Origin of the sequence: Catonella sp. (genome assembly GCF_052169795.1) — a bacterium.
Taxonomy (GTDB): Bacteria; Bacillota; Clostridia; order Lachnospirales; family Lachnospiraceae; genus Catonella.
In genome coordinates this window covers 12,052-35,190 of the sequence record NZ_JBQNBU010000020.1, presented here as the reverse complement: position 1 = coordinate 35,190, position 23,139 = coordinate 12,052, and the positions used below count along the sequence as shown (strand labels likewise).

23 protein-coding genes are annotated in these 23,139 nt (G+C 37.2%); 22 read left to right on the top strand and 1 reads right to left on the bottom strand.

Annotated features, from left to right (window positions below):
- The 19 genes from ACTTKP_RS04820 to thrH form a co-directional block, all read left to right on the top strand.
- Window positions 1–772 (top strand): hypothetical protein (locus ACTTKP_RS04820; protein WP_442552772.1); only part of this gene is annotated, 772 nt, incomplete at its 5' end.
- 92 nt (window positions 773–864) lie between these two features.
- Window positions 865–1,071 carry a hypothetical protein gene (locus ACTTKP_RS04815; RefSeq protein WP_442552771.1) on the top strand — a complete coding sequence of 69 codons (207 nt, stop codon included), beginning with the start codon at window positions 865–867 and terminating at the stop codon, window positions 1,069–1,071.
- Window positions 1,072–1,139: 68 nt separating this feature from the next.
- Entirely contained in the window at window positions 1,140–2,855 is a 1,716-nt protein-coding gene (locus ACTTKP_RS04810; RefSeq protein ID WP_442552770.1) for a glycosyl hydrolase family 18 protein, read from the top strand.
- A 116-nt stretch (window positions 2,856–2,971) separates the two neighbouring features.
- Window positions 2,972–3,391 (top strand): DUF4418 family protein, encoded by a 420-nt coding sequence (locus ACTTKP_RS04805; RefSeq protein ID WP_442552769.1) that lies wholly within the window; start codon window positions 2,972–2,974, stop codon window positions 3,389–3,391.
- Between the two features lie 20 nt (window positions 3,392–3,411).
- Window positions 3,412–4,617, top strand: a complete 1,206-nt coding sequence (locus ACTTKP_RS04800) for an ABC transporter permease (protein ID WP_442552768.1) — start codon at window positions 3,412–3,414, stop codon at window positions 4,615–4,617.
- Window positions 4,617–5,348: an ABC transporter ATP-binding protein gene (locus tag ACTTKP_RS04795; protein ID WP_442552767.1), complete on the top strand. Its 732-nt coding sequence runs from the start codon at window positions 4,617–4,619 to the stop codon at window positions 5,346–5,348. Before ACTTKP_RS04800 ends, ACTTKP_RS04795 begins: the two co-directional genes overlap by 1 nt.
- Before the next feature lie 47 nt (window positions 5,349–5,395).
- A complete protein-coding gene (locus tag ACTTKP_RS04790) occupies window positions 5,396–6,916 on the top strand; it encodes an FTR1 family iron permease (protein ID WP_442552766.1) in 1,521 nt (506 codons plus the stop codon).
- A 94-nt stretch (window positions 6,917–7,010) separates the two neighbouring features.
- Complete coding sequence (locus ACTTKP_RS04785; RefSeq protein ID WP_442552765.1) at window positions 7,011–7,712, top strand: iron transporter; 702 nt, start codon at window positions 7,011–7,013, stop codon at window positions 7,710–7,712.
- A 191-nt stretch (window positions 7,713–7,903) separates the two neighbouring features.
- Window positions 7,904–9,151, top strand: coding sequence for a Fe-S-containing protein (locus ACTTKP_RS04780; protein WP_442552764.1), 1,248 nt, complete (start codon window positions 7,904–7,906; stop codon window positions 9,149–9,151).
- An 11-nt stretch (window positions 9,152–9,162) separates the two neighbouring features.
- On the top strand, window positions 9,163–10,452 hold the full coding sequence (locus ACTTKP_RS04775; protein ID WP_442552763.1) for an ABC transporter permease: 1,290 nt from the start codon (window positions 9,163–9,165) through the stop codon (window positions 10,450–10,452).
- A 2-nt stretch (window positions 10,453–10,454) separates the two neighbouring features.
- Window positions 10,455–11,597 (top strand): ABC transporter permease, encoded by a 1,143-nt coding sequence (locus ACTTKP_RS04770; protein WP_442552762.1) that lies wholly within the window; start codon window positions 10,455–10,457, stop codon window positions 11,595–11,597.
- 2 nt (window positions 11,598–11,599) lie between these two features.
- On the top strand, window positions 11,600–12,292 hold the full coding sequence (locus ACTTKP_RS04765; RefSeq protein WP_442552761.1) for an ABC transporter ATP-binding protein: 693 nt from the start codon (window positions 11,600–11,602) through the stop codon (window positions 12,290–12,292).
- A gap of 93 nt (window positions 12,293–12,385) precedes the next feature.
- Entirely contained in the window at window positions 12,386–12,829 is a 444-nt protein-coding gene (locus ACTTKP_RS04760; protein ID WP_442552760.1) for an FMN-binding protein, read from the top strand.
- 78 nt (window positions 12,830–12,907) lie between these two features.
- Window positions 12,908–13,342: a hypothetical protein gene (locus ACTTKP_RS04755; RefSeq protein WP_442552759.1), complete on the top strand. Its 435-nt coding sequence runs from the start codon at window positions 12,908–12,910 to the stop codon at window positions 13,340–13,342.
- Between the two features lie 4 nt (window positions 13,343–13,346).
- Window positions 13,347–13,901, top strand: a complete 555-nt coding sequence (locus tag ACTTKP_RS04750; protein ID WP_442552758.1) for a pilus assembly protein PilX — start codon at window positions 13,347–13,349, stop codon at window positions 13,899–13,901.
- 3 nt (window positions 13,902–13,904) lie between these two features.
- Window positions 13,905–15,506, top strand: a complete 1,602-nt coding sequence (locus tag ACTTKP_RS04745; protein ID WP_442552757.1) for an FAD-binding protein — start codon at window positions 13,905–13,907, stop codon at window positions 15,504–15,506.
- Window positions 15,490–16,194 (top strand): succinate dehydrogenase/fumarate reductase iron-sulfur subunit, encoded by a 705-nt coding sequence (locus ACTTKP_RS04740; protein ID WP_442552756.1) that lies wholly within the window; start codon window positions 15,490–15,492, stop codon window positions 16,192–16,194. Before ACTTKP_RS04745 ends, ACTTKP_RS04740 begins: the two co-directional genes overlap by 17 nt.
- Before the next feature lie 47 nt (window positions 16,195–16,241).
- The gene (locus tag ACTTKP_RS04735) at window positions 16,242–16,481 is read left to right on the top strand and encodes a transposase (protein WP_442552755.1); all 240 of its coding nucleotides are present in this window, start codon (window positions 16,242–16,244) and stop codon (window positions 16,479–16,481) included.
- A 151-nt stretch (window positions 16,482–16,632) separates the two neighbouring features.
- On the top strand, window positions 16,633–17,238 hold the full coding sequence (gene thrH, locus ACTTKP_RS04730; protein ID WP_442552754.1) for a bifunctional phosphoserine phosphatase/homoserine phosphotransferase ThrH: 606 nt from the start codon (window positions 16,633–16,635) through the stop codon (window positions 17,236–17,238).
- Between the two features lie 110 nt (window positions 17,239–17,348).
- Here thrH and ACTTKP_RS04725 read toward each other — a convergent pair whose 3' ends face one another.
- The gene (locus ACTTKP_RS04725; protein WP_442552753.1) at window positions 17,349–18,845 is read right to left on the bottom strand and encodes a C69 family dipeptidase; all 1,497 of its coding nucleotides are present in this window, start codon (window positions 18,843–18,845) and stop codon (window positions 17,349–17,351) included.
- Window positions 18,846–19,036: 191 nt separating this feature from the next.
- Here ACTTKP_RS04725 and ACTTKP_RS04720 point away from each other — a divergent pair, with 191 nt between their 5' ends.
- The 3 genes from ACTTKP_RS04720 to ACTTKP_RS04710 are packed head-to-tail and all read left to right on the top strand — an operon-like array spanning window position 19,037 to window position 23,121.
- The gene (locus ACTTKP_RS04720) at window positions 19,037–19,552 is read left to right on the top strand and encodes a flavodoxin (protein WP_442552752.1); all 516 of its coding nucleotides are present in this window, start codon (window positions 19,037–19,039) and stop codon (window positions 19,550–19,552) included.
- A 29-nt stretch (window positions 19,553–19,581) separates the two neighbouring features.
- Window positions 19,582–20,472 carry a LysR family transcriptional regulator gene (locus tag ACTTKP_RS04715; protein ID WP_442552751.1) on the top strand — a complete coding sequence of 297 codons (891 nt, stop codon included), beginning with the start codon at window positions 19,582–19,584 and terminating at the stop codon, window positions 20,470–20,472.
- 18 nt (window positions 20,473–20,490) lie between these two features.
- Window positions 20,491–23,121 carry a transglycosylase domain-containing protein gene (locus ACTTKP_RS04710; protein ID WP_442552750.1) on the top strand — a complete coding sequence of 877 codons (2,631 nt, stop codon included), beginning with the start codon at window positions 20,491–20,493 and terminating at the stop codon, window positions 23,119–23,121.
- The last annotated feature ends 18 nt before the right edge of the window (window positions 23,122–23,139 follow it).

Genomic DNA, 23,139 nt, shown 5'->3' with positions numbered 1-23,139 from the left:
AGACGCAGAATTATTATCTGATGATGAATTTGAAAGGATGGGCAGAAAGAAGAAAATTTTAATTTTTGTGATAATATTTGCAATTATATTCGCTGCTGCAGTTCTGGTATATATCTTCATTTTAAAAAAATCAGATAATAGCATTAATGTACAAGAAGTTATACAAGGTAATCAAGCTGATGAAAAGGCTGTGGACGAGACAGCTGATTCTGAAAACACTATGGACAATGGTGAAGCGGCAGTTGGTGAGACCGGTGAAAAAATGCTCCCAATCGGGAGAAGTACGGTTGCAGGTGACAATGAATTTATCTGCGAATATTCAGAAATTAATATGCCGGCAATGTTACAGGCGGGAGATTATGTGGACATTAGACTGTCTTTGGCAGATGGGCGTAACTATACTGTAGCTTCCGAAAAAAGAATTATGGACTTTAATAAGTCAGGAGAGAATTCCTTTTTGTATCTGGCACTCTGTGAAGAAGAAATTATAATTTTGGAAAGTGCCATATCTGATTTGAAGTTATTTGAGGGTTCCAGGCTGTACTTAGCTATAGGAAAGCAAGAAGAAAAAGCAAGGGTAAATTATCCAGTTAATAAAAAGGCGGAAAGACTCTTGCGTGATAGAGAAGGTGTAAATAATCTTTCCGGTTATAATTATGAGGTTAAGTTTGATGAAGAATTGGAACAGGAGAGACTGTCAAAAGAGAAGGCAAGGGGGATTAAAGACCAAGAATGGAAAGAAGCTGCTTCTTACTGGAATGATAAGGAATAGTTATATCACAACATGATTTATTCACTGTGGCTTATTGAATGGAAAGCGGGCTTTCCGTAGGGGAAAGCCCGTGTATTATTTTGGAGAGGGAAATGGGAAACGATAATAAAGAAGATATTTTAATGATTGAGATTAGAAAATACTGGAACAGGGGAGTTAGGTTTTCATGTGGAGAAAAGGCATTGAATGAGTTTTATATGGCAGAGGCATTAGCAGAAGATGAGAGATATATGATGGAGTTTGATATAAATATGTTCGGTGAAGTGACTAATGTGAATTTTCAAGATATTGGGCAGTAAAAATAAAATGACAAATACCTGTAATAGTGTTATTATAAAGAGTATTATTATTTTGGACGGAGGTACCAATGAAGAAAAAAATAGTTCCTATTACAGTTGTGATTCCACTGATTGTCATAGCAGTAATTTCTTTACTGATTTTAATAGTTGGAAAGTTTGTTAAGATGAATCTGTCAAATTCGTCAAATAAAACAGAGATTTCACTAACAGATTATTATAAGGTTCCTGAAGGTGAGGCAAGGCTTATTATAGATATAAGAAAGATTGATACAAATGCACTTCTCAGGGATAAAACTGCCTATATTCCTTATGAAGAGGCAGAGAAGATGATACCTAGGATATATTATGATGTTATGGATAATGTGATAGTGCATACTACAGGAGTAGAAAAGTATATTTTTAAGGCAGGCCTTGCAGAATATGAGGTAAATGGAAGGAAAGAAAAGGATAAAGTCCCAAGTTTTATAGAAGAAGGTGGCAACCTTTATGTTTCTGTTGATTTCATTGCTAAACGACATGATATTAAATTTGATATTTTTGAAAATCCCGGAAGAGTAATTATTTTTGAAAATAACAATGAAGAATATAAGGTTTGTTCAGTGAAAGAAGATGCAGAGTTAAGGGAAGGAAACAGTGATAAGGATGTTATACTTGACCGACTTAAAGAGGGAGAAAAGCTATATCTTATAAGTAATGTTTCGGATGAATTTGTCAGGGCATTTACTGAGGATGGTATTACAGGATATGTGTCTGCATCTAAGCTTGATACCGGTAATATGGAAAATAAAAAATTTTCTTTTGACAGGTCAAAAGAAAATGAAACTTATAGCAGTATAACAAGAGAGGAACCTATAGTTCTTGGATGGCATCAGGTAACGAGTGAGAATGCTAACGGGAATCTCTATGGGGTTCTCGCAAAGGCGGAGGGAGTTAATGTTATATCTCCTACATGGTTCAGTGTTGCAGATTCTGAAGGAGAAATAACGAGTTTTGCATCCAAAGACTATGTCACCAAATCACACAATATAAATATAGATGTGTGGCCATTAATAAGTGACTTTAATAAGGATGTGGATTTTAATCTGCTTCTTTCAAGTACGAGTTCAAGGACTAAGTTGATAAATAATATTATTTACTTTGTTGAACAGTATAATCTCGATGGAATAAATATAGATTTTGAAAAGATTAAAAGTTCTTATGCAAAGGGATATATTCAGTTTTTAAGGGAACTATCTATAGAGATGAGAGCCAGAAAGAAGGTCTTATCTATTGATAATTACATACCCTTAGACTTTAATTCCTTTTACAATATAGGAGAGCAGGGGATTGTTGCAGATTATATCTGTGTAATGGCTTATGATGAGCATTATTCGGGTTCAGCAGAAGCAGGCTCCGTATCAAGTCTTAACTGGGTTAAGACAAGTATAGAAAATACGGCAAAATATGCTCCTATGGAAAAAATTATAGTAGGTCTTCCGTTTTATACAAGAATCTGGAGGGAGACTAAAGAAGGGAAGCTTGAAACTAAGGCTCTTGGAATGGATGCAGGTTTAAATCTTGTAAGTAGTAATAATGCAAAGAAAACTTGGAATGATGAGGCAGGGCAGTATTATGCCGAGTGGAAGGACAGAAAGGACAAGATGAAGATTTGGCTTGAAGAAGAACATTCCCTTGCAGCAAAACTTGGACTTGTAAAAAGAGATGAGGTCGCAGGTATAGCTTTTTGGAAACTGGGACTTGAAAGGAAAGAGGCTTGGAATAGTGTGACAGACTGGCTCAAATAATGGAGGAAATTGATTTTTATTCTCAAATTTGCTTGACGGAATAAGAGGCTTGGGATAAAATAGAAAGCCGATAGCCTTACTAGGAATAAAAATTGATTGTTTGAGGAGCGTGTTTTATGGAAAGAAAAAGAATTCTGCCGATGATAGTTTCGGCAGCATTGCTGGCACTTAGCCTTTGCTTAACTATTGGAGTGAAATATGTGTTTCATGCCTGCCCTATGGCTATGGGTGAAATGGGAAAGATTATGCCTTGTCACTGGGCGGAACAGGCGGTATTTGCAACAGGAATAGTATTGTCGGTAATGTCTTTATTACTGTTTGTTTTCAAAAAATCAGGGGAAAAGGCAGCTGTATCGGCTTGTATGATACCGGCTACAGTAGCGGCTATGTTATTTCCACAGGTAACAATAAGGCTTTGTATGATGCCTGAAATGGCTTGCAGGACTCATATGCGGCCGGCAGTATCCGGTATTACAATAGCATTGATAGTTGTTGAATGCATAAGTATAATTATAAATTTGAGAAGAGATAAGTAATAAACTTAAATGGAGAGAAAATGTCTGTTTTGAAAAGTATTTCATATAAAAATATAGTAAGGCGGCCGGGCAGGAGTTTCATTTTGATATTGTTGTCTGCATTGTTGTGCTTCTTAGTTACGGGAGGTTCTTTGGCAATAACCAGCCTGAAAGGTGGTCTGTTGTCTCTGAAATCAAGGCTTGGGGCGGATATTATGGTTGTTCCGTATGAAGCTACAACAAAAACTGATTTTTCAAATATGATTTTGCAGGGTAATCCGGGATATTTCTATATGAATAGAAATGTTTTGGATAAGATTAAAAATATAGAAGGAATAAAGGAAATTTCAGAGCAGTATTTTCTCGCATCTGCAAAGGCGGGATGCTGTTCGGCTAAACTCCAGCTGATTGGATTTGATCCTGAAACAGATTTTACGATAAGACCTTGGGTCAAGGAGTCGTATACAGGTGATTTAGGACAGTTTGAAATGTTGGTAGGCAATGATTTAAATGCATTTGCAGGAGATGAACTGACATTCTATAATAAACGCTGTATAGTAAAGGGAAAGTTGAAAAAAACAGGTACTTACCTTGATACAGCGGTTTATATGAGTATAGACTCGATAAAGGCTTTGCTGAAGTCGGCTGAAGAATCAGGCATGGTAAAGGCGGTGAAAGGCAATCCCGACACACTTACATCCTGTATTCTTATAAATGTAGCTGAGGGACATACTCCATTGGAAGTGATGAGTGAAATAAATATTAAGACTAGGGGAGTAGAGGCAATCCAAACCAAGGATATGATTTCAGGAGTCGCAGGGCAGCTTGAGTCTGCTTCAAAAATTATCGGATTCTTAATTATAGCAATTTGGTTACTTTCAATCTTCATACTTGTACTGGCATTTACAATGATTGCAAATGAAAGAAAAAAGGAATTTGCCATATTGAGAGTGTTAGGCTCATCAAGAAAAATGGTGGCGGGAGTCATCCTTAAAGAAGCAGTTATGGTGAGTTTTGCAGGAAGTATTATCGGTGCTGTAATTGCAGTAATCGTAGTATTGCTTTCAAGTAATGTAAGCCTTACAAACTTCGACCTTCCATTTTTGCTTCCGGATATTTCAGAGATATTAATACTGTCTGCCGGAACGGTTGTGGTTTCAGTTATAGCCGGTTGTCTTGCATCTTCATTAAGTGCATTTAAGACATCTAAGATAGATACTGCACTTATATTAAGGGAGGGTAACTGATGAAACTTACAGCAAAGAAGGTAAGCAAATGGTTTCTTAGGGATAGAGGAGGCTCTAACAAATTTTTTGCCTTAAATGAAAATGATTTTGAGTTAAATCAGGGAGAACTTGTGGTGCTTTATGGACAGTCGGGTAGTGGTAAAAGTACCTTGTTAAACATTATTTCAGGGCTTCTTACCCCAAGTTCAGGCAGTGTTATGGTAGGTGAAACAGATATATATAAGTTAGATGATGCAGGAGTCTCTAAGTTTAGAAATGAGCATTTTGGTATAATACTTCAAGGACAGTCAGCAATTAATACTCTTACAGTTATTGAAAATGTTTTACTTCCCTACAATTTATACAATAATTCACACAAAAAAAATAAAAAATTCTCTGAATCTGAACTTTCTGAATCTAAAATAGAAGAAAAGGCTGAAAAACTTCTTGAAAAGACAGGAATAGCAGAACTTAAAAATGTGATGCCGACTGAACTTTCAGGGGGCGAGCTTAGAAGGATGTCTATATCAAGGGCATTGATAAATAATCCTGAATTCATATTGGCTGATGAGCCTACTTCGGATTTGGATGATGAAAATACGGAAATTGTTTTAACTATGTTCAGAAACCTTGCAAATGAGGGAAAATCAGTGCTTGTTATAACTCATGACAAGGAAGTTTTTAAGTTTGCGGATAGAATTTTTGAAATGAAATCCGGAAATATACTTGACAAAGAAGAAAAATTGGGATAGTTTATATTAAGTTAGCAAGAACTAATTAAAAAAGAGAGGCAGATTTAATGTTTAAAGCGAAAAGAAGAATATTGATAGCCAGAGTATCATTATTGCTGTTTGTTTTTTTAGCGAGCTTTAGCTTTACAAATATAGCTAAGGCTGAGGGTAATTACTATGCTACTTGGAAAGAATATAAAGCAAGCGGAGCCCCTGCTGGTACTTGGGATAATGTAGCGGATGCTATGGATGCTGTTTTCGAAAAGGCAAAAGAGCTTTATGAGGCAGGAGATTCTAAGGGAGCCTATGATGCTGTAAATCATGGTTACTATGGTTATTATGAAACTACCGGATTTGAGAGACATACTCTTGCAAAAATTTCCGGTGCAAGAAAGTCAGAGGTTGAATTACAGTTTGCGGCTTGTAAGGCTATAACTAAAAATGGCGGTTCAACAGATGATTTTGATAAAGAAGTAGATAAATTAAAGTCAATGATTAGAAATGATGCCGGTATCCTTGACGGTAATAAACCTAAGACATCAGGAAAGACCGGAAGCGGAAAGGCAGATGAAGCGACAATAAGACAGGTTGTAGAAGAAGTGCTTGCAGAGAAAGAAGGCGGTTCACAGAGTGCTGCAACAGCAACATTTATAGCTTGTTTTTCTATCATACTCAGAGAAGGCTTTGAAGCCATACTTATAGTAGGAGCTATCATAGCTTACTTAATGAAATCTGCCGGTGAGGATGCTGAAAGAAGGAAGAAACTTACAAGGCCTGTGTATTTAGGATCTATCTTAGGTATTGTAGTTAGTTTTGTACTTGCCTGGCTTTTAGAAGTGCTTATGCTTGCAAACAGTGCATCTCAGGAAATAATTGAAGGTCTTACAGCCCTTACAGCTGTTGTAGTACTGTATTATGTAAGTAATTGGATGCTTTCAAAGTCTGAAAGTGATGCTTGGACTAATTACATTAAGACTAAGACAGAGAGCAGTGCTAAGAGCGGAAGCACAATGGCTTTGGCAATTACGGCTTTCCTCGCTGTATTTAGAGAAGGTGCTGAGGTAGTGCTTTTCTTCCAGCCGATGCTTAAGGATGAGAACATAAGCATGGTATGGGCAGGACTCATTGTAGGATTTATAGTTCTTATCTTCGTATACTATGCTATTAATGCTTTCAGTGTAAGAATACCTTTAAGACCGTTCTTTACTGCGACAAGTATACTTATGTTTATTATGTCTATTTCTTTCCTTGGTGCAGGAATCAAGGAATTTATAGAGGGTGATGTGCTTGTTATGACTTCACCGGAGTGGCTTTCAGCTTTGATACCGTCTAATGAATTTTTTGAGGTGTTGGGAGTTTATCCAATACTTGAAACTCTCATTCCTCAGCTCATACTTTTAGCTATAACTGTAATTGTTTACCTGCATTGGAGGAAGAAGAATTTAGTTATAAGAGAAGAGGCAGCTAAAAAGAGAGCTGAAGAACTTGCAAAGAAAGAGGCTGAAGCTAAGTTAGAAGAAGAGAATAAGCTAAGAGAACTTATTAAGAGCATAGTTAAAGAAGTGATAGAAGAAAGAGCTTCAAACTAGTGTAAAGTTAAGCGTTTTATAAGGGTGGTAAACGGAATATAGATGTATTTCGTTATCATATAAATTTTATTTTCACATTTCATAGGAGGAGAACATGAAAAAGAAAGTTTTATCTCTTGCTATTGCAGCAGCATTTGCTGTAACAGCAGTAACAGGTTGTGGACAGAAGGCGGATAATGCAGCAAGCAAGGCTTCAAGTGCTAAGGCAAGCACAACAAGTACAGCAAGTATGCAGAGTATACCTGCAAGCCAGGTATCAAATATTACTACAAGTATGGCTTCAGGCTCAGTAGCAAGTGCAGCAGCTCCTGGAGAAGAGGCAGGTTTTACCGAGATTCCTATTTTTGAGGATGAGAAGGTAGCTTTTATGAATGTATCAGCTGTATATTTCCAGCCGGTACCAATGGCTCCGGGTCAGGAGCAGATTGACAAGGAGAACCAGGTGCATCTTGAGGCAGATATTTCAGCCCTTGAGAATAAACTTGGATATGGTACAGGTGACTGGGTTCCATATCTTACTATAGATTATTCTATTTCAGATAAGGATGGTAAGGAAGTAAATAGTGGAACATTTATGCCAATGAGTGCATCCGATGGTCCTCACTATGGTGCGAACATAAAGATGGGTGAGTCAGGTTCTTATAAGATTAAATTCACTATCCATAATCCGGCTGAAAACGGATATTTAATCCACAGCGATGCTGAGACAGGTCCGGGAGAGGTTCTTGAGACATATTTCAAGGATGGCAACCTTACAGTTGAGCATGATTGGAATTATGTAAAGCAGAGCTGGTAATTAAAATATATACTAGAGTGATTGACAATTTGCTGCAGTGGGAGTAAAATCCCGGTGCAGCTTATTGTGGTATATTAGGACATCCCATTTTCACATAATGAACATCTGCATATAGTATAATACTGTCTTGGTATTTTGCTATATTCAGGTGCTTATATAGGGATTTGGGATTATTAGATAAGGAGAAAAAGGTGCTTAAATATTTTGTTTTGGCTACAGAGCAGTTACTTCCTATGATGCTGCTTGCAGGGCTTTTGCTTTCAGGAGTAAGGCACATTGGATGTAAGAACTATAAGATTTTCCAATATGTTTCAGTAATTACAGGTCTTTTATCAGCTATAGTAATGACGGTTTTTAAGACGACGACCAATAAGATAGATACGGGTATGTGGAATGTCAGAATATATGTAATTAATATGACTGCTTTAGTTCTCTTCATTCTGATAAGTCTGTTTGCAGGTAAACTTAAGGAAATAAAGAAGATATTGCAGTCAGTCATGCTTTGCGTTATGACTGTGGCTATGCTCGTGTACTTTATTCCGCCATTTTTTGAAAATCCTCATGCTATTTTATTTGCGGAGCAGAGTGTTTTATCGGCAAATTTTCTTTACAGTATGGTTGGCATGTTTTTTGGCCTTACTCTAAGTTTTATAGCCGGACTTGCAGTTTATAAAGGAAATATAAGACTGTCTCCAAGCCATTCTATGTCTGTTATGTTTATTTCGGTAATTGTAAATATGATAAATGAACTTGGTGATATGTTTGGTGTATTTCTTGCAAAGAGAATAATTAAAACAAATCATACACTGTTTACTTTTGCAGTATTTACTTCTAATAATAAGATATGGTTCACTCTATTTATTGCAGCAGTATGTTTTATAATACCGGTTACACTGTTAATTAAGAGCCGTAATGTGAATGAGCCTTATGAAAATAATGCCGGGCATAGGAAAATAAAGGCAAAATGGAGAAATATAAAAAGATGGAGCAGGGCGGCAATTGTCTGTGTTATATTTTCTTTTGTTACCCTTACAAGTTTAAGAGCCTATGCAAATCAGGAAATTGAAATTTCGCCTATTGAAGAAGCTAAAGTAACTGATGACAGTGTAGTTGTTTCATTTGAACAGGTAGCAGACGGTCATCTGCATAGGTTTGGCTATACTACTGAAAAAGGAAAGACTGTAAGATTTATAGTAATTAAAAAGCCTAATTCAAGTGCATACGGAATAGGACTTGATGCCTGTGATATTTGTGGAGAAACAGGATACTATGAAAGAGAGGGACAGGTAGTATGTAACCTCTGTAATGTAGTTATGAATATAAATACAATAGGTTTCAAGGGCGGATGTAATCCGATAGTAATTGACTATAAACTTCAAGATGGAAATATAATTGTTCCAATAGCAGAACTCGTAAAGCATGAGGATATTTTTAAGTAAGGGAGATAAATATGTTTTTTAGAATGGTTAAAGGGACTTTAATCCGCCAATGGAAAAAAATGATTCTTATAGCCTTTACTATAGGACTTGGAGCATCTTTAGCAACGGCAATGTTAAGTGTTGTATTGGATGTAGGAGATAAGGTAAATAAGGAATTAAAGACCTTTGGAGCAAATATTACAGTAATGCCTAAGAGACAGAGTGTAGTAAGTGAACTCTATGATGTAAGTGGAGGTAAGTCAAGCGGAGCCTATCTGAAAGAAGATGAATTAGGCAAGATAAAGACTATATTTTGGGCTTTCAACATAGTTGACTATACTCCGTTTGTAAAAAGTAATGCAAAATTAGCTGATGGTTCCGATGTAAAAGTAATAGGAAGCTGGTTCAACCATCATATGGATCTTCCTACAGGAGAACAGCTTGATGCCGGTGTTGCAAGTCTTAGAAGCTGGTGGGAGATTACTGATGGAAAATGGATAGATGAGCAGGTTAATGCTGATGAAAATGCATGCATGATAGGAGATAATCTTGCTAAACAACTTGGAGTAAAATCAGGTGATAAGGTTAGGGTTAAGGGCTCAAAGGAAGAGAGGGAGTTAAATATAGTAGGTGTATTTTCTTCAGGAGGTGATGAAGATAACAATATATTTACAGGACTTAAAGCAGCACAGGCTTTGGATGGACTTGAAGGTAAAATAGATACCATAGAAGTAAGTGCACTTACAACACCTGATAATGAGCTTGCAGTAAAAGCAGCAAAAGATCCTAAGTCTTTAACGGTAGCTCAGTATGAAATCTGGTATTGTACTGCCTATGTAAGTTCTATCTGTTATCAGATTCAGGAGGTTATAACTGATTCAGTAGCGGCACCTGTAAGACAGGTGGCAGATTCAGAGGGGGCAATCCTTGATAAAACACAGCTCTTGATGCTTCTTATTACAATCCTCAGTCTTATAGGTTCGGCTCTCGGAATATGCAATCTTGTAACAGCCTCAGTTATGGAGCGTAGTGGTGAAATAGGACTTATGAAGGCGATAGGTGCTCATAATTCTGCGATAACAGGTCTTGTGCTTACGGAGATAATCATAACTGCTATAATAGGCGGAGTAGTAGGTTTCGGCTGTGGTATAGGTTTTGCTCAGATTATCGGAAAGAGTGTATTTGGCTCTCTTATCACTATAAGACCGATGGTAATACCGATAGTGGCAGTGCTTGTGGTGATTGTAACACTTATAGGAAGTATACCTGCAATAAGAATGCTTCTTAAACTTGAGCCTGAGGAAGTATTACATGGGAGATAAAAATGAAAAATAGAAGAATGTTTATTAGGATGATTACAGCTTCCCTGATGAGGCGAAAGTCAAGAATGGTAATAGCCCTCCTTGCAATAGCAATAGGAGCTGCCATACTTTCAGGACTTGTAACCATTTATTATGATGTACCAAGACAGATGGGAGCGGAATTTCGTAACTATGGTGCAAATATGATACTTACTCCGACAGGGAACAGATTTACTTATAATGAGTTAAAAGAGGCAACTGATACAGTAAAAGCAAATGAACTGGTGGGGGCTACGCCGTTTCGTTATGAAACTGTCAGGATGCATGAGCAGCCTATTCTTGCAGCAGGAACAGATATGGAGTCGGTAAAAAAGACAAGTCCATATTGGCTGGTAGATGGAGAATGGCCAAAGAATGAGACTGAGATTATGCTTGGCAAAAAAATATCAGAAAGCCTTGAACTTAAAGAGGGAGATATGGTTACAGTAAGCTTTACTCCTGAAAATGCTGCTAAGGATCAGGCAGACAATACTTTAGATTGTAAGGTGACAGGCATACTTAATACAGGTGGAAGTGAAGAAGATTATGTGTATATGTCTATGTCTGATTTGGAAAACCTTGCGGGAGCGGAAGGGAATATAGACCTTGCAGAGGTAAGTATTTCAGCATCAGGTGAAAAACTTAATAAGTATGTTTCTGATATTAACGATAAGGTACCCGAAGTAAGTGCAGGGCTTGTAAAAAGAGTTACAGCTTCTGAAACTACGGTACTTTCTAAGTTACAGGCTTTGGTGTTTCTTGTGACTGTAATAGTGCTTGCTCTTACTATGATATGTGTAGCAACTACAATGACAGCAGTAGTTACAGAAAGAAGAAAAGAGATAGGACTCAGAAAGGCGATAGGAGCTTCAGATTCAAGTATAATTAAGGAGTTTATGGGAGAAGGTATATTGCTTGGTGGACTTGGCGGCATAGTAGGCTCATTAATAGGCTTTGCCTTTGCCCAGACAGTCAGTGTAAATGTATTTGGAAGTTCTATTTCGTTTAGACCTTTATTAGTACCGATTACGATTATAGTTTCAATAGTAGTTACAGGAATTGCCTGCCTTATACCGATAAGGACGACAACTAAGATAGATCCTGCCTTAGTATTAAAAGGAGAATAAAAATGAGCTTGTTAGAGTTGAAAGATGTATATAAAATATATGGAGATCTCCATGCACTCGACAGTGTAAACTTCAAGGTTGAAAAAGGTGAGTGGGTATCTATAATGGGACCATCCGGCTCCGGTAAGAGTACAATGATGAATATAATCGGCTGTATGGACAAGCCAAGTAAGGGTTCTGTACTCTTAGACGGAGTGGATATAGCAAAGGAAAGTGCCAAGAATCTTACCAATATTCGTAGAGATAAGATAGGACTTATCTTCCAGCAGTTCCATCTTGTAAATTATCTTACAGCCCTTGAAAATGTAATGCTTGCACAGTATTACCATAGTATTACTGATGAAAAGGAGGCTTTAGAGGCTCTTGACAGGGTAGGACTTGCAGATAGGGCTAAGCACCTTCCGAGCCAGCTTTCAGGAGGTGAGCAACAGAGAGTATGTGTTGCGAGAGCACTTATCAATCAGCCTGAGATTATACTGGCGGATGAGCCTACAGGTAACCTTGATGATGCAAACGAAGAGGTGGTAGTTGAACTTTTTAGAAAGCTTCATAATGAAGGCACAACTCTTATAGTGGTTACACACGATATAGAGGTTGCGGAGGTGGCTCAGAGAATGATAGTGCTTCGTAACGGTAAAATATCTAAGGAAAGTGTGAACAGTAACTTTACAGGACATATCAGATTTCATGAGTAATAAGCCCAAATTTTTCTAATTAAAAGCAACTAAGTTACGCCTTCGCTGATAAATTAAATCTTAGTAAATGAAAGTGTAGAAGGGAGTTAAGTGATGAAAAAATATATCAGAATGGCTGGTTTTGCGGCTATAATAGCTATACTGACCGCTTGTGGAGGCAGTGTAAAGCTTGCTGACGGCAGTTATGAGGGTACAAGTTCAGTATATACCAATCCTGACGGTTCTGATGCAGGAAACGGATATGGGGTAGTCAAGATTACAGTGAAAGATAATGCTATTACAGAATGTACATTTAAAACCTACGAGCCTGACGGAAAGGAGAAAGATGCTGAGTACGGAAAGAAGCAGGGAAGTGTAGCAAACAGAGATTTTTACAATAAGGCTCAAAAAGCAGTTAAGGCCTGTGATGAGTATGCCAATAAGCTGATGCAGAGTGGAAACCCTGATGATATTGATGCAATTTCAGGTGCAACTATAAATCATGATCAGTTTGTTGAGGCGGCAAAGATAGCTCTTAAGGAAGCAGAAGCGAAGTAATAAATGAAAATAACAAAATTTATAAAACATTTTTTGATAGTGGTAATTTTGATATTTGCAATGGTGGGAGTCCCTTTTATGATGACAGATTATTATAAGGGACTCTTCTCTTCTAATGAGGCAGATGCAGTATCAAGTCCATCTGTAATTATAGACAAACCCTCAGGAAATTATATAGTTCTTATTAATACGGAACTTCATAGGGATAAGAAAAATCTGGATGAGTGGATAAGGTTTTTTAGTGGAGAAGAAACGGATATAATTTTTGAAGACATAGCCTGCTCAGTTGCTGACGGAGATAGCTTAGGTTTAGAAATGGCAAAGAGTTTTCAGTCTAAACTTCCTGAAAATCAGATGAAAATAAAAGAAGAAGAAGCAATCCTTACAGTGTCGAGGGTGGAAGAAGGGAAGTTTGATGTTCTTCTTATGTCTAAGGAGTTCGCAGATTCTTATAAGTTGAGGGAGAAAAATAAAAATTATATAAGAGGAATAAAGATTACAGGGGGAGAATAGGGTTATGAGGAAGTGGAATGCCATTATAAGCATAATATTAATAGTATTATTTTTAATCCATACTATAGCCGGTTCATTTCAGCTTATGAAGATAATACCGGGAGGTAATGAGCTGATGAAACAGCTTTCTTATCTTATGCTGTTTCTTATAGCAGTCCATACTTTTATAGGAACAAAATTTACCATAGATTCCATATTAATAGGTAAGAAAACCGGAAAATTTTATTTCAGGGAAAATGCAGTGTTTTGGATAAGAAGAATGACAGGCTTTGCTATGATACTTCTTATAATTTCTCATGTTTTACTATTTACAAGTAATACAGAGGTATTCAGACTTAATGATTTTGGAAAGATTCAACTGGTATTTTCAATACTCTTGGTATTTACTCTTTTAATCCATATTTTTGCAAATATAAGACCTCTTCTTATAGCCTTGGGAATTGCAGGGACTAAGGCTTATATGAAAGATATTTTTTTGGTACTATCGGTAATATTACTTATTTCCACTGTGGCATTTGTAATTTATTATATAAGATGGAATATAGGTTGGAGGTACTAGGCTTTGGTTAATATAATAGGTGCGGGGCTGGCAGGGTTATCAGCCGCTATAAGTCTTGCAAAACAGGGAATAAGTTGTAATCTCATTTCTAATCTGCCATCTGAGAGGGCACAGTCCGTTATGGCAGAGGGCGGTATAAACGGGGCAATCAATACCATGGGCGAAGATGATGATACGGAGTATCATTTTGAAGATACTATGAAGGCGGGGGGAGATATAGCAAATAAGACTATGGTAAGGGGGCTTGTAGAAACAGCTCCAGATATAATAAGATATTTGCAGAGTATCGGAGTGCCGTTTAATCTGAAAAATAATGAAATTCAGCAAAGAAACTTTGGAGGACAGAAGAAGAAGAGGACTGCCTATTCAAAGAGCAGTACGGGAAAGGTCATTATGACTGCCCTTATAGATGAGGCTAGAAAATATGAGGTGTTGGGACTTATTAAGAGGTACTCAAACCATGAATTTTTAAGGCTGAGGATTGAAAATAATGTATGTAGGGGAGTCGAGGTAAGAAATAATTATACCGGTGTATGTTATTATTTTGAAGGAAGAGTGATACTTGCCTCAGGCGGACTTTCGGGATTATTTAAAGGATTTACTACCGGAAGTACTGCAAATACAGGTTTTGTTACAGCTAAGGTTTTTGAACAGGGAGTGAGGCTTAGCAATCTTGAAATGATACAGTATCATCCTACTACAATTAAAATATCTGATAAAGCCTGTCTTGTATCAGAGGCAGCAAGAGGAGAAGGCGGGAGACTTTTTATTTACAAAAATAATGAGAAATGGTATTTTATGGAAGAAAAATATCCTGAACTGAAAAATCTTATGCCAAGAGATGTAGTTTCGAGGGAAATGTACTTTGTAAGCAGGGATAATGATGCTCAGGTATATTTAGACATGACGGAACTTAGTAAAGAAGTATGGAAAGACAGACTTCCCGATTTGAGGGAGGAGATTATCCATTATCTTGATAAAGACCCTAAAACCGAGCCGATACCGGTTGCTCCGGGCATCCATTATTTTATGGGCGGAATAGATGTGGACAGGAATCATTCGACAACTGTAGAAAATCTATTTGCTGCCGGAGAATGTTGTTCAGCTTATCATGGTGCTAACAGGCTTGGAGGTAACTCTCTGTTAGGAGCTATCTATGGAGGAAGATGTGCTGCTAAAACAGTGGCAAGGCTTGAGAAAGAAGGAAAGACTGATTTTGGAGAAATTATAAAACCGCAGGTAATAGCTGCTGATAAAGAAAATACTAAGGTTTGGCTTGAAAGTAAGGAAGAAAGTTTTACAATAAAAGTAAGAGATATTTTATTTGAAGCTATGGGAATAGTGAGGAATGAACAGGGGTTAAATAAAGGATTGTTACAGCTTGAGGAGTTGACTAAAGAGCCTCTGAATAAGGAAGAAATAGCAGGGATTAATCTTGCAAGAGCTATAATATTAAGTGGTCTGTACAGGAAAGAAAGCAGGGGAGCAAATTATAGGGAAGACTATCCTGAAAGAGACGATGCTTATAGAGGAATGACAAGGGTTGTCTTAAAAGAAGATAAGATAGACATAGGAATTTGGAGAGCGGATGAAGATACTAATTGAGATAAAAAGGCAGGAAGATGGTGACAGTAAGCCTTATATACAGTTGATTGAGCAGGAAATAGAAAGAGATAACCTGACTGTTGCAAGCCTGCTTAGAACAATGAATGCTGATTTAGAGCTTAAGGATATGGAGGGAAGCAAGGTATCAAAGATAAGTTGGGAATGTAGCTGTCTGCAAAAAAAATGTGGAGCTTGTGCGATGCTTATAAATGGCAGACCTAAGCTTGCCTGCGATACCTTTGTAAGAGATTATCTGAAAAAAGGGAAGATAAGCCTCGCCCCGCTTAGCAAATTTCCTATTATAAAAGATTTGATTGTAGATAGGAGCATATTGTATAATAACTTAAAAGATATAAAGGCATATCTTGATACGGAGCTCATACTTAAAGATAGGGATACCGATACTGCTTATGAGGCTTCACGCTGCCTAATGTGTGGCTGCTGCCTTGAAGTCTGTCCTAATTTTTCCGTAAGTGGAGATTTTTATGGTGCTGCTTCTTTTGTACCTGTATCAAGGCTTATATCTACAGTTAAAAAAGGAGAGGCTAACGAGCTGAAAAAAGAATATGAGGAACATATTTATAAGGGATGTGGAAAGTCGCTTGCCTGTAAAGATATATGTCCTGCCGGTATAGATATGGATAGGCTTTTAAGTAAGTCAAATGCAGTATCTGTGTGGAAACTTTAATGAATCTATCAATAATAGGATAGAAGAACTTAAAAAGAGAGGTGATTATGATGGCTAATGAGAAACTCACAAAAGAAGGAATTGAATATATAATTGGTCGACTTTTGAAAAATGCACAAGAAACTGTTGGAGAGTGGGAAAAGGATAAGAGCAACCTTTTCTATGATGGCAAGACACTGGCTTATTATGAAATGCTTGACATAATCAAGGCAGAATTAGACATAAGGGAACAGGACTTGAAAGAGTTCGGGCTTGATGTCAGCTTAGAGGAAAAACTGCTTGCATAATGTAAAAATAATATTAAAAATAAGCACCTGCAAAGGGTGCTTATTTAATACAAAAAAATCCATGTGTGTTATCAATAACAAAACAATAACAAATTTTTCAAGAAATGGCATAAAATTAAGGTTTTGGTAAAAAGAAAATTAGGAGGTTATTATGAATAGTATAGTATGTCTTGACTTAGAAGGGGTCTTAATCCCTGAAATGTGGATAGAATTTGCCGAGGAAACAGGGATAGAAGAACTGAGGCTTACAACCAAGGACGAGCCTGATTATGATAAGTTGATGAAACGCCGGCTTCAGATTCTTAAGGAAAATAATTATGGGATAAAAGAGATACAGAGGGTTATAGAAAAGGTGCAGCCTTATGAAGGAGCTAAGGAATTTTTAGATGAACTCCGTACCTTTACTCAAGTAGTAATCTTAAGCGATACCTATAAGGAGTTTGGTATGCCGGTTATGAAAAAGCTCGGAAACCCTACACTTTTTTGCCATGAACTTGAGATAGCGGAAAATGGTGAGATAGTAAATTATAAATTGAGAAAAAACGGAACTAAGCTTGATACCGTAAAGGCACTTCAGAGTGTAGGCTTTGAGACTGTTGCGGCAGGGGACAGTTATAACGATTTAGGAATGATTAGAGCAAGCAAGGTCGGTTTTTTGTTTAGAAGTCCGAAGAGAATTAAGAATGAAAATAAGGATGTAAAGACTATAGAGAGTTATGAAGAATTACTGGAAGAAATAAAAAAAGCCGTGAAATAAAATTAAAGAAAAAAGGCTATGATGCAAAGAATGAAGCTTAGTATCATAGCCTTTTGATATGACAGGATTTTCTGTTAAATTAAAACTAGAACGGTAAATATTTATTTTGTCTACGCATCTGATCTTGAAAAACTGTTTTTCATCAAACAGCTGGCACTATAAACTACCTTATTCAATGCTTTTGTTGTCTGCTCTTCAAGCATTTTAGCTATTTCTTCATTAGCTTTTTCGCAGAACAGGTTAGCTGAATTATCACTGTTATTTAAATTGTTTTCAAATTCTTTATCAAACCTGTTTATAAGCTCATGGTTCTTGGACATCACTGCCGTCTGATAGTGGTCAATATTTGGCAGGCAACGATTGAAATGTGCATCAGCAATTACACCGAGCAACCGGCTTGCCCAGTAGAAATTATGGCTGTCCACATCGCCTGTTGTATTAGAAAGGTACTTTGGAGTCTTTGTAATATTAGCATACATTCCAACAAAGGTATTGAATACATTACTGCCAAAAGCAATCCATTTTATGGCTTTAAGTGCATCCGGCATATAAGGACGGATTTGCACAAGTGCAAGAACATCAGTACGGCTTATGCCTATTGGACGGTAAAGTTCCTTTGCACCGTTTGTGTAGGGGTCATAAGGAGTATTTTGGTAGTGATTGGAAAGCACCCATTTTATATCCTCAACAGTAATTTTTCGTTCAGGAATCCTGCACCATGGAATATTGTCTGAAAGAGGTGTATAGTCGGCATCGTCACCCTTCCATTTACTTGTGTTAGGGTTAAAATATTTCTGTGCAACCCAGGCACGAGGAGTATTATAAATATGGTCAAGGTCGGAATGTGTACCGAAGGTGTCTCTAGGGTTAAAGGCCTTGTAAAGAGCAAGATCCAGATGGTTCTCAGAAATAAATTCTCTTAAGTCGCTTGAGCAGAGGTAATTTTTCTGTTCATTAAAAGCATCTTCAAAGTCAAAACTGTCAAGCCCCAGCTGATTAGGAGCTACTACATAGCAGTCATCAGGTACTCTTCTTGCCATCCAGTGATGTCCGCCTATGCTTTCAAGCCACCAAATTTCATTTTCATCCTGAAAAGCTATGGCATTCATTTCATAAGTGCCGTATTTCTGAAGAAGTTCGCCAAGTCTGATTACTCCTTCTCTTGCACTCTTTATGTATGGAAGAACAATTGTTACTATATCTTCTTCTCCTATACCGCCTATTTGTTCAGGAACATAGTTTGCAGTATTTTTTCTACCTTTTGCAGGAGAATAAACTACAAGCGGATCGGCTCCAAGCACCCTTTCATTTGAAGCTATAGTTTCAGTAGCTGTCATAGATACATTTAATTCATTTACACCGCAGGCAGCCCAGATTCCCTCACCGGCTACAGCATTTGGAAGTGCTGTGTAACGAAGGGGATTATCAGGGAGTTCTATTTCTACATGAGAAATTACAGAACGATAAACCTTTGGCTGTTTATCAGGAGTAACAACGATAAATTTCTTAGGCATAAAACTGCCGGAAGGTGAATCGTCATTTCTGGCAACAAGGGTAGATCCGTCATAGCTTGCATTTTTTCCTACAAGTATAGTTGTACAAGACATAAAAATCTCCTTTCAAAATGTAATTTATATTTTTGATACCTGTATTATAAATTATAACCTATGTTAATAAAAAAAACAGCTTATATTTAATAAAAAATATAATTACTGTTGATTTATAGTTTAAATAATGAGATAATATAGGGTGGCATGAGAAATTTATTAAAATGTATATGACGGAGGTAGCTGTATCTATGAATATACTTATAGCATATTTTTCAAGAGCAGGAGAAAATTATCGTAATGGAGATGTTATTTTCTTAGAAGAGGGAAATACAGAAATAATAGCTAAGAAAATTGCAGTAATAAGTGATGGGGAACTCTTTCAGATAAAGCAGACAGTACCATATTCTGATGACTATCAAACCTGTGTTGATGAGAGTAAAGAAGATAAGGCAAAAAATGCAAGACCTGAACTTGTGGATTGTATAGCGAGTATAGATGAGTATGATATAATTTTCTTAGGCTATCCTAATTATTGGGGTTCACTGCCTATGTGTGTTATGACTTTTCTTGAAAAATTTGATTTTACAGGCAAAAAAATCTATCCGTTCTGTACGCATGAAGGTAGTGGATTTGGGCATAGTATTAATGAAATAAAAAATATATGTCCTGGGGCAAATGTAGGAAGCGGACTTTCGGTAATAGGTTCAGAAGCACAAGATTATAATGTTGCAGTCCGAAATTGGGTAGACAGTATATTAAAATAAAAATGACAGTTAAGTAAAAGGGGTAGACAATGGATATTAACCATGAACTATATAAGGTATTTTATCATGTAGCAAAGACACTTAGTTTTTCAGAAGCATCAAAGGAGCTTTTTATATCGCAGTCGGCAGTGAGCCAATCTATTAAAGTTTTGGAGAAGAGACTTGGACAGAAACTTTTTATACGAAGCACAAAGAAAGTAAGGCTTACCAAAGAGGGAGAGATTCTCTTTAGTCATATAGAACCGGCTATCAATTTGATAAGTTTGGGTGAAACAAGAATTTTAGAGTCAAAGTCATTAAATGGCGGGCAGTTAAGCATTGGAGCAAGCGATACTATATGCAGGTATTATTTGAAACCGTTTTTAAAAGAATTTCATAACAAATATCCCAATGTACATATAAAAGTTGTGAATGGAACTTCATTAAAATGCGTTGAGTATTTAAAAAACGGAGTAGCTGACCTTATTGTTGTAAATACCCCTAACAGTGCTTTAGGGCAGGTTGGGAAAATAGTTCCGGTCAGGGAATTTAGAGATGTTTTTGTAGCGAATAGAAAGGCATTTCCGAAGCTGTTAAATGGAGTACAGAGTGTAGAAGAACTTCAAAAATATCCGATGATGATGCTTGATAAAGCATCAACCACAAGTGAATTCCTGCATAAATTATTTTTAGAGCGTCATTTGGAGCTGATTCCTGAAATTGAATTGGCAAGTAATGATCTTCTTATAGATCTTGCAAGGATAGGACTTGGAATAGCCTGTGTGCCGGACTATTGTATAGATGAGGTGAATGAAAAAGAATTATTCGTAGTAAAAATGGTTGATTCTCTGCCGGAGAGAGGCATAGCTGCCTGCTACAATGATATGGGACAGACAGCAGAATCTGTATTTCAGTTTTTAAATCTTTTGAAAAACAGATAAGTTTTAAAAAGGAGATATATGAGTTATAGCAGATTTAGTATAGAAGAAAAACAAAGAAAATACGGATCTATTCCTAAGAAATTAGGTTCTAAGATTGCTATTTGGATAATAAGGATTTTTATGGTAGCGGTAGTGGCAACTGCCGTACTTGGAGGCTATCTTATTTATGGAAGCGTAAAAGGCATAATTGATAAGGCACCGGAGATAAAATCTGTAAATGTAATGCCTACAGGATTTCAGACATATATATATAATGCAAAAGGCAAGAAAGTCAGGACAGTTGTCGGTGCAGGAGCAAACCGTATTTATAAAAAACTGGATGACATACCTGAAATTGTGCAGAATGCTTTTATTTCAATAGAAGATGAAAGGTTTTATGAGCATGGCGGAATTGATGTAAGGGGCATGTTCAGAGCAGGGTTTGTAACTCTTTTGTCACGAGGAGCAAAGAAGCAGGGAGCAAGTACACTTACTCAGCAGCTTCTTAAAAATCAGGTTTTTGGCGGTGGAGAAGAAGAAACCATAATGTCATTGGTAGAAAGGAAAATACAGGAACAGTATCTTGCAATTCAGCTTGAAAATATATACAGTAAAGATAAGCTCCTTGAATATTATCTTAACACTATAAATCTTGGGCAGAATACTTTAGGAGTGCAGACTGCAGCACTCAGATATTTTAATAAAAATATAAATAAACTTACACTTTCAGAAGCCTCTGTTATAGCGGCTATTACAAAGAATCCTACAGGAAATAATCCAATTACCCATCCGGAGGAAAATGCGAAAAGACGGAAGGAAGTTCTTAACAATATGTTAAGGCTTGGTTACATTAATGAATCAGAACGGGAAGAGGCTGAAAAAGATGATGTCTATGAAAGAATAAAAGCGGTAAATAAGGAGATTAAGGTAGATACATCTGTCAATTCTTATTATGTAGATGCCACAATCAATCAGGTAGTTGACGATCTTTGTCAGGAAAAAGGTTATACAATCACCCAAGCTTATAATTTCCTGTATTCGGGAGGACTTAAAATATATACCTATCAAGATCCCGCAATTCAGAAGATATGTAATACTGTAACTAATGATGAAAATATGTTTGCAGGTATGCCTGCTAAGTGGAAATTAACATATGCTCTCTCCATTCAGAATAAGGAGGGTAAAACTATCAATTATTCTGAAGGGCATATCCAAAAGATGTTTGAGCTTGAAAGTGCAATGTTTGCTAAGAAGGGTGGAGCGGATCAGTACATAGAAAAGTTTAAAAAAGCCAAGTTAAAAGACGGGGATGAGATAATAGGTGAAAGAGCCGAATACACAATAGAACCGCAGCTGTCAGTTACAGTTATGGATCAGACAACCGGTGGAGTACAGGCAATAGTTGGCGGAAGAGGTAAAAAGACAGGCAATCTTACTCTCAATAGGGCAACAGATACAACCAGACAGCCGGGTTCATTATTTAAAGTACTTTCAACTTATCTTCCCGCTATTGATACGGCAGGATATACTTTGGCAAGTGTTCAGGATGATGGTGAATATTATTATCCATATAGTAATAAAGAAGTCCGCAACTGGTGGGGCAAGAGCTATGAAGGTTGGAGCAGTTATAGGCGTGGAATTTATCGTTCTATGAATATAGTAACAGTGAAAGCACTTGAGGCTATGGGACTGCAGCCGGCATTTGCTTATCTTAAGGCACTTGGAATAACTACACTTACAGAAGAGGATAACAGTTATGCTGTGGCACTTGGAGGACTTTCAAAGGGAACTACAAATCTTGAGATTACGGGTGCTTATGCGGCAATAGCTAATAAGGGAATCTATATTAAGCCTAGTTTTTACAGCAAGGTACTTGATCATGACGGAAATGTAGTACTTGAACATAAGAGGGTATCCAGACAGGTAATGAAAGATTCGACAGCATTTTTACTTACAGATGCCATGCATGATACTCTTACACGCACAGATGCAACGGCATATAGAGCAAGGCTTGCGGATACCAATATGGGGCAGGCAGCTAAGACAGGAAGTTCAAGCTGGGATAATGACCTATGGATAGCCGGATTTACTCCATACTATACCTGTACTGTATGGATGGGATATGATGAACAGACCTCTCAGATAGGCTATGAGCTTAGGCATCATCCTATATGGAAGGCTATAATGGATGGAATCAATGCTAAAAAGAAGCTTAAATCTAAGCCTTTTGAAGTACCGGAATCCGTGACGACAGCCCTTATCTGTTCGAAATGTGGCAAACTGGCAGTGTCCGGTCTCTGTGATGCAGCTGAAGGAGGTTCGAAGGTAAGAAAAGAATATTTTGCTGTTGGAACAGTTCCTACAGAAAGTTGTGATGTGCATGTAAAACTCAATATCTGTAAGGATACAGGAGAGGCTGCAGGACCGTACTGCCCAAATGTTGTAAGCAAGGTATTTCTTGTAAAAAATGAGGCAATAACACAGAACGATGCTCATGGAAAAGTGGTGAAAAGACATTATCCTACTGCAGATACTCCGTATATTTTGACATCTAAGGTACAGACAAAGTGCAGTACACATCTTACACCGGCTAAGCCGACACCTTCTGCCATTCAAAGTGGAGAAGATGATGAAACGGAAGATATATCAGATGTAGGAGCAGATGGTTAATGTAGAAAAAGAGGTGTA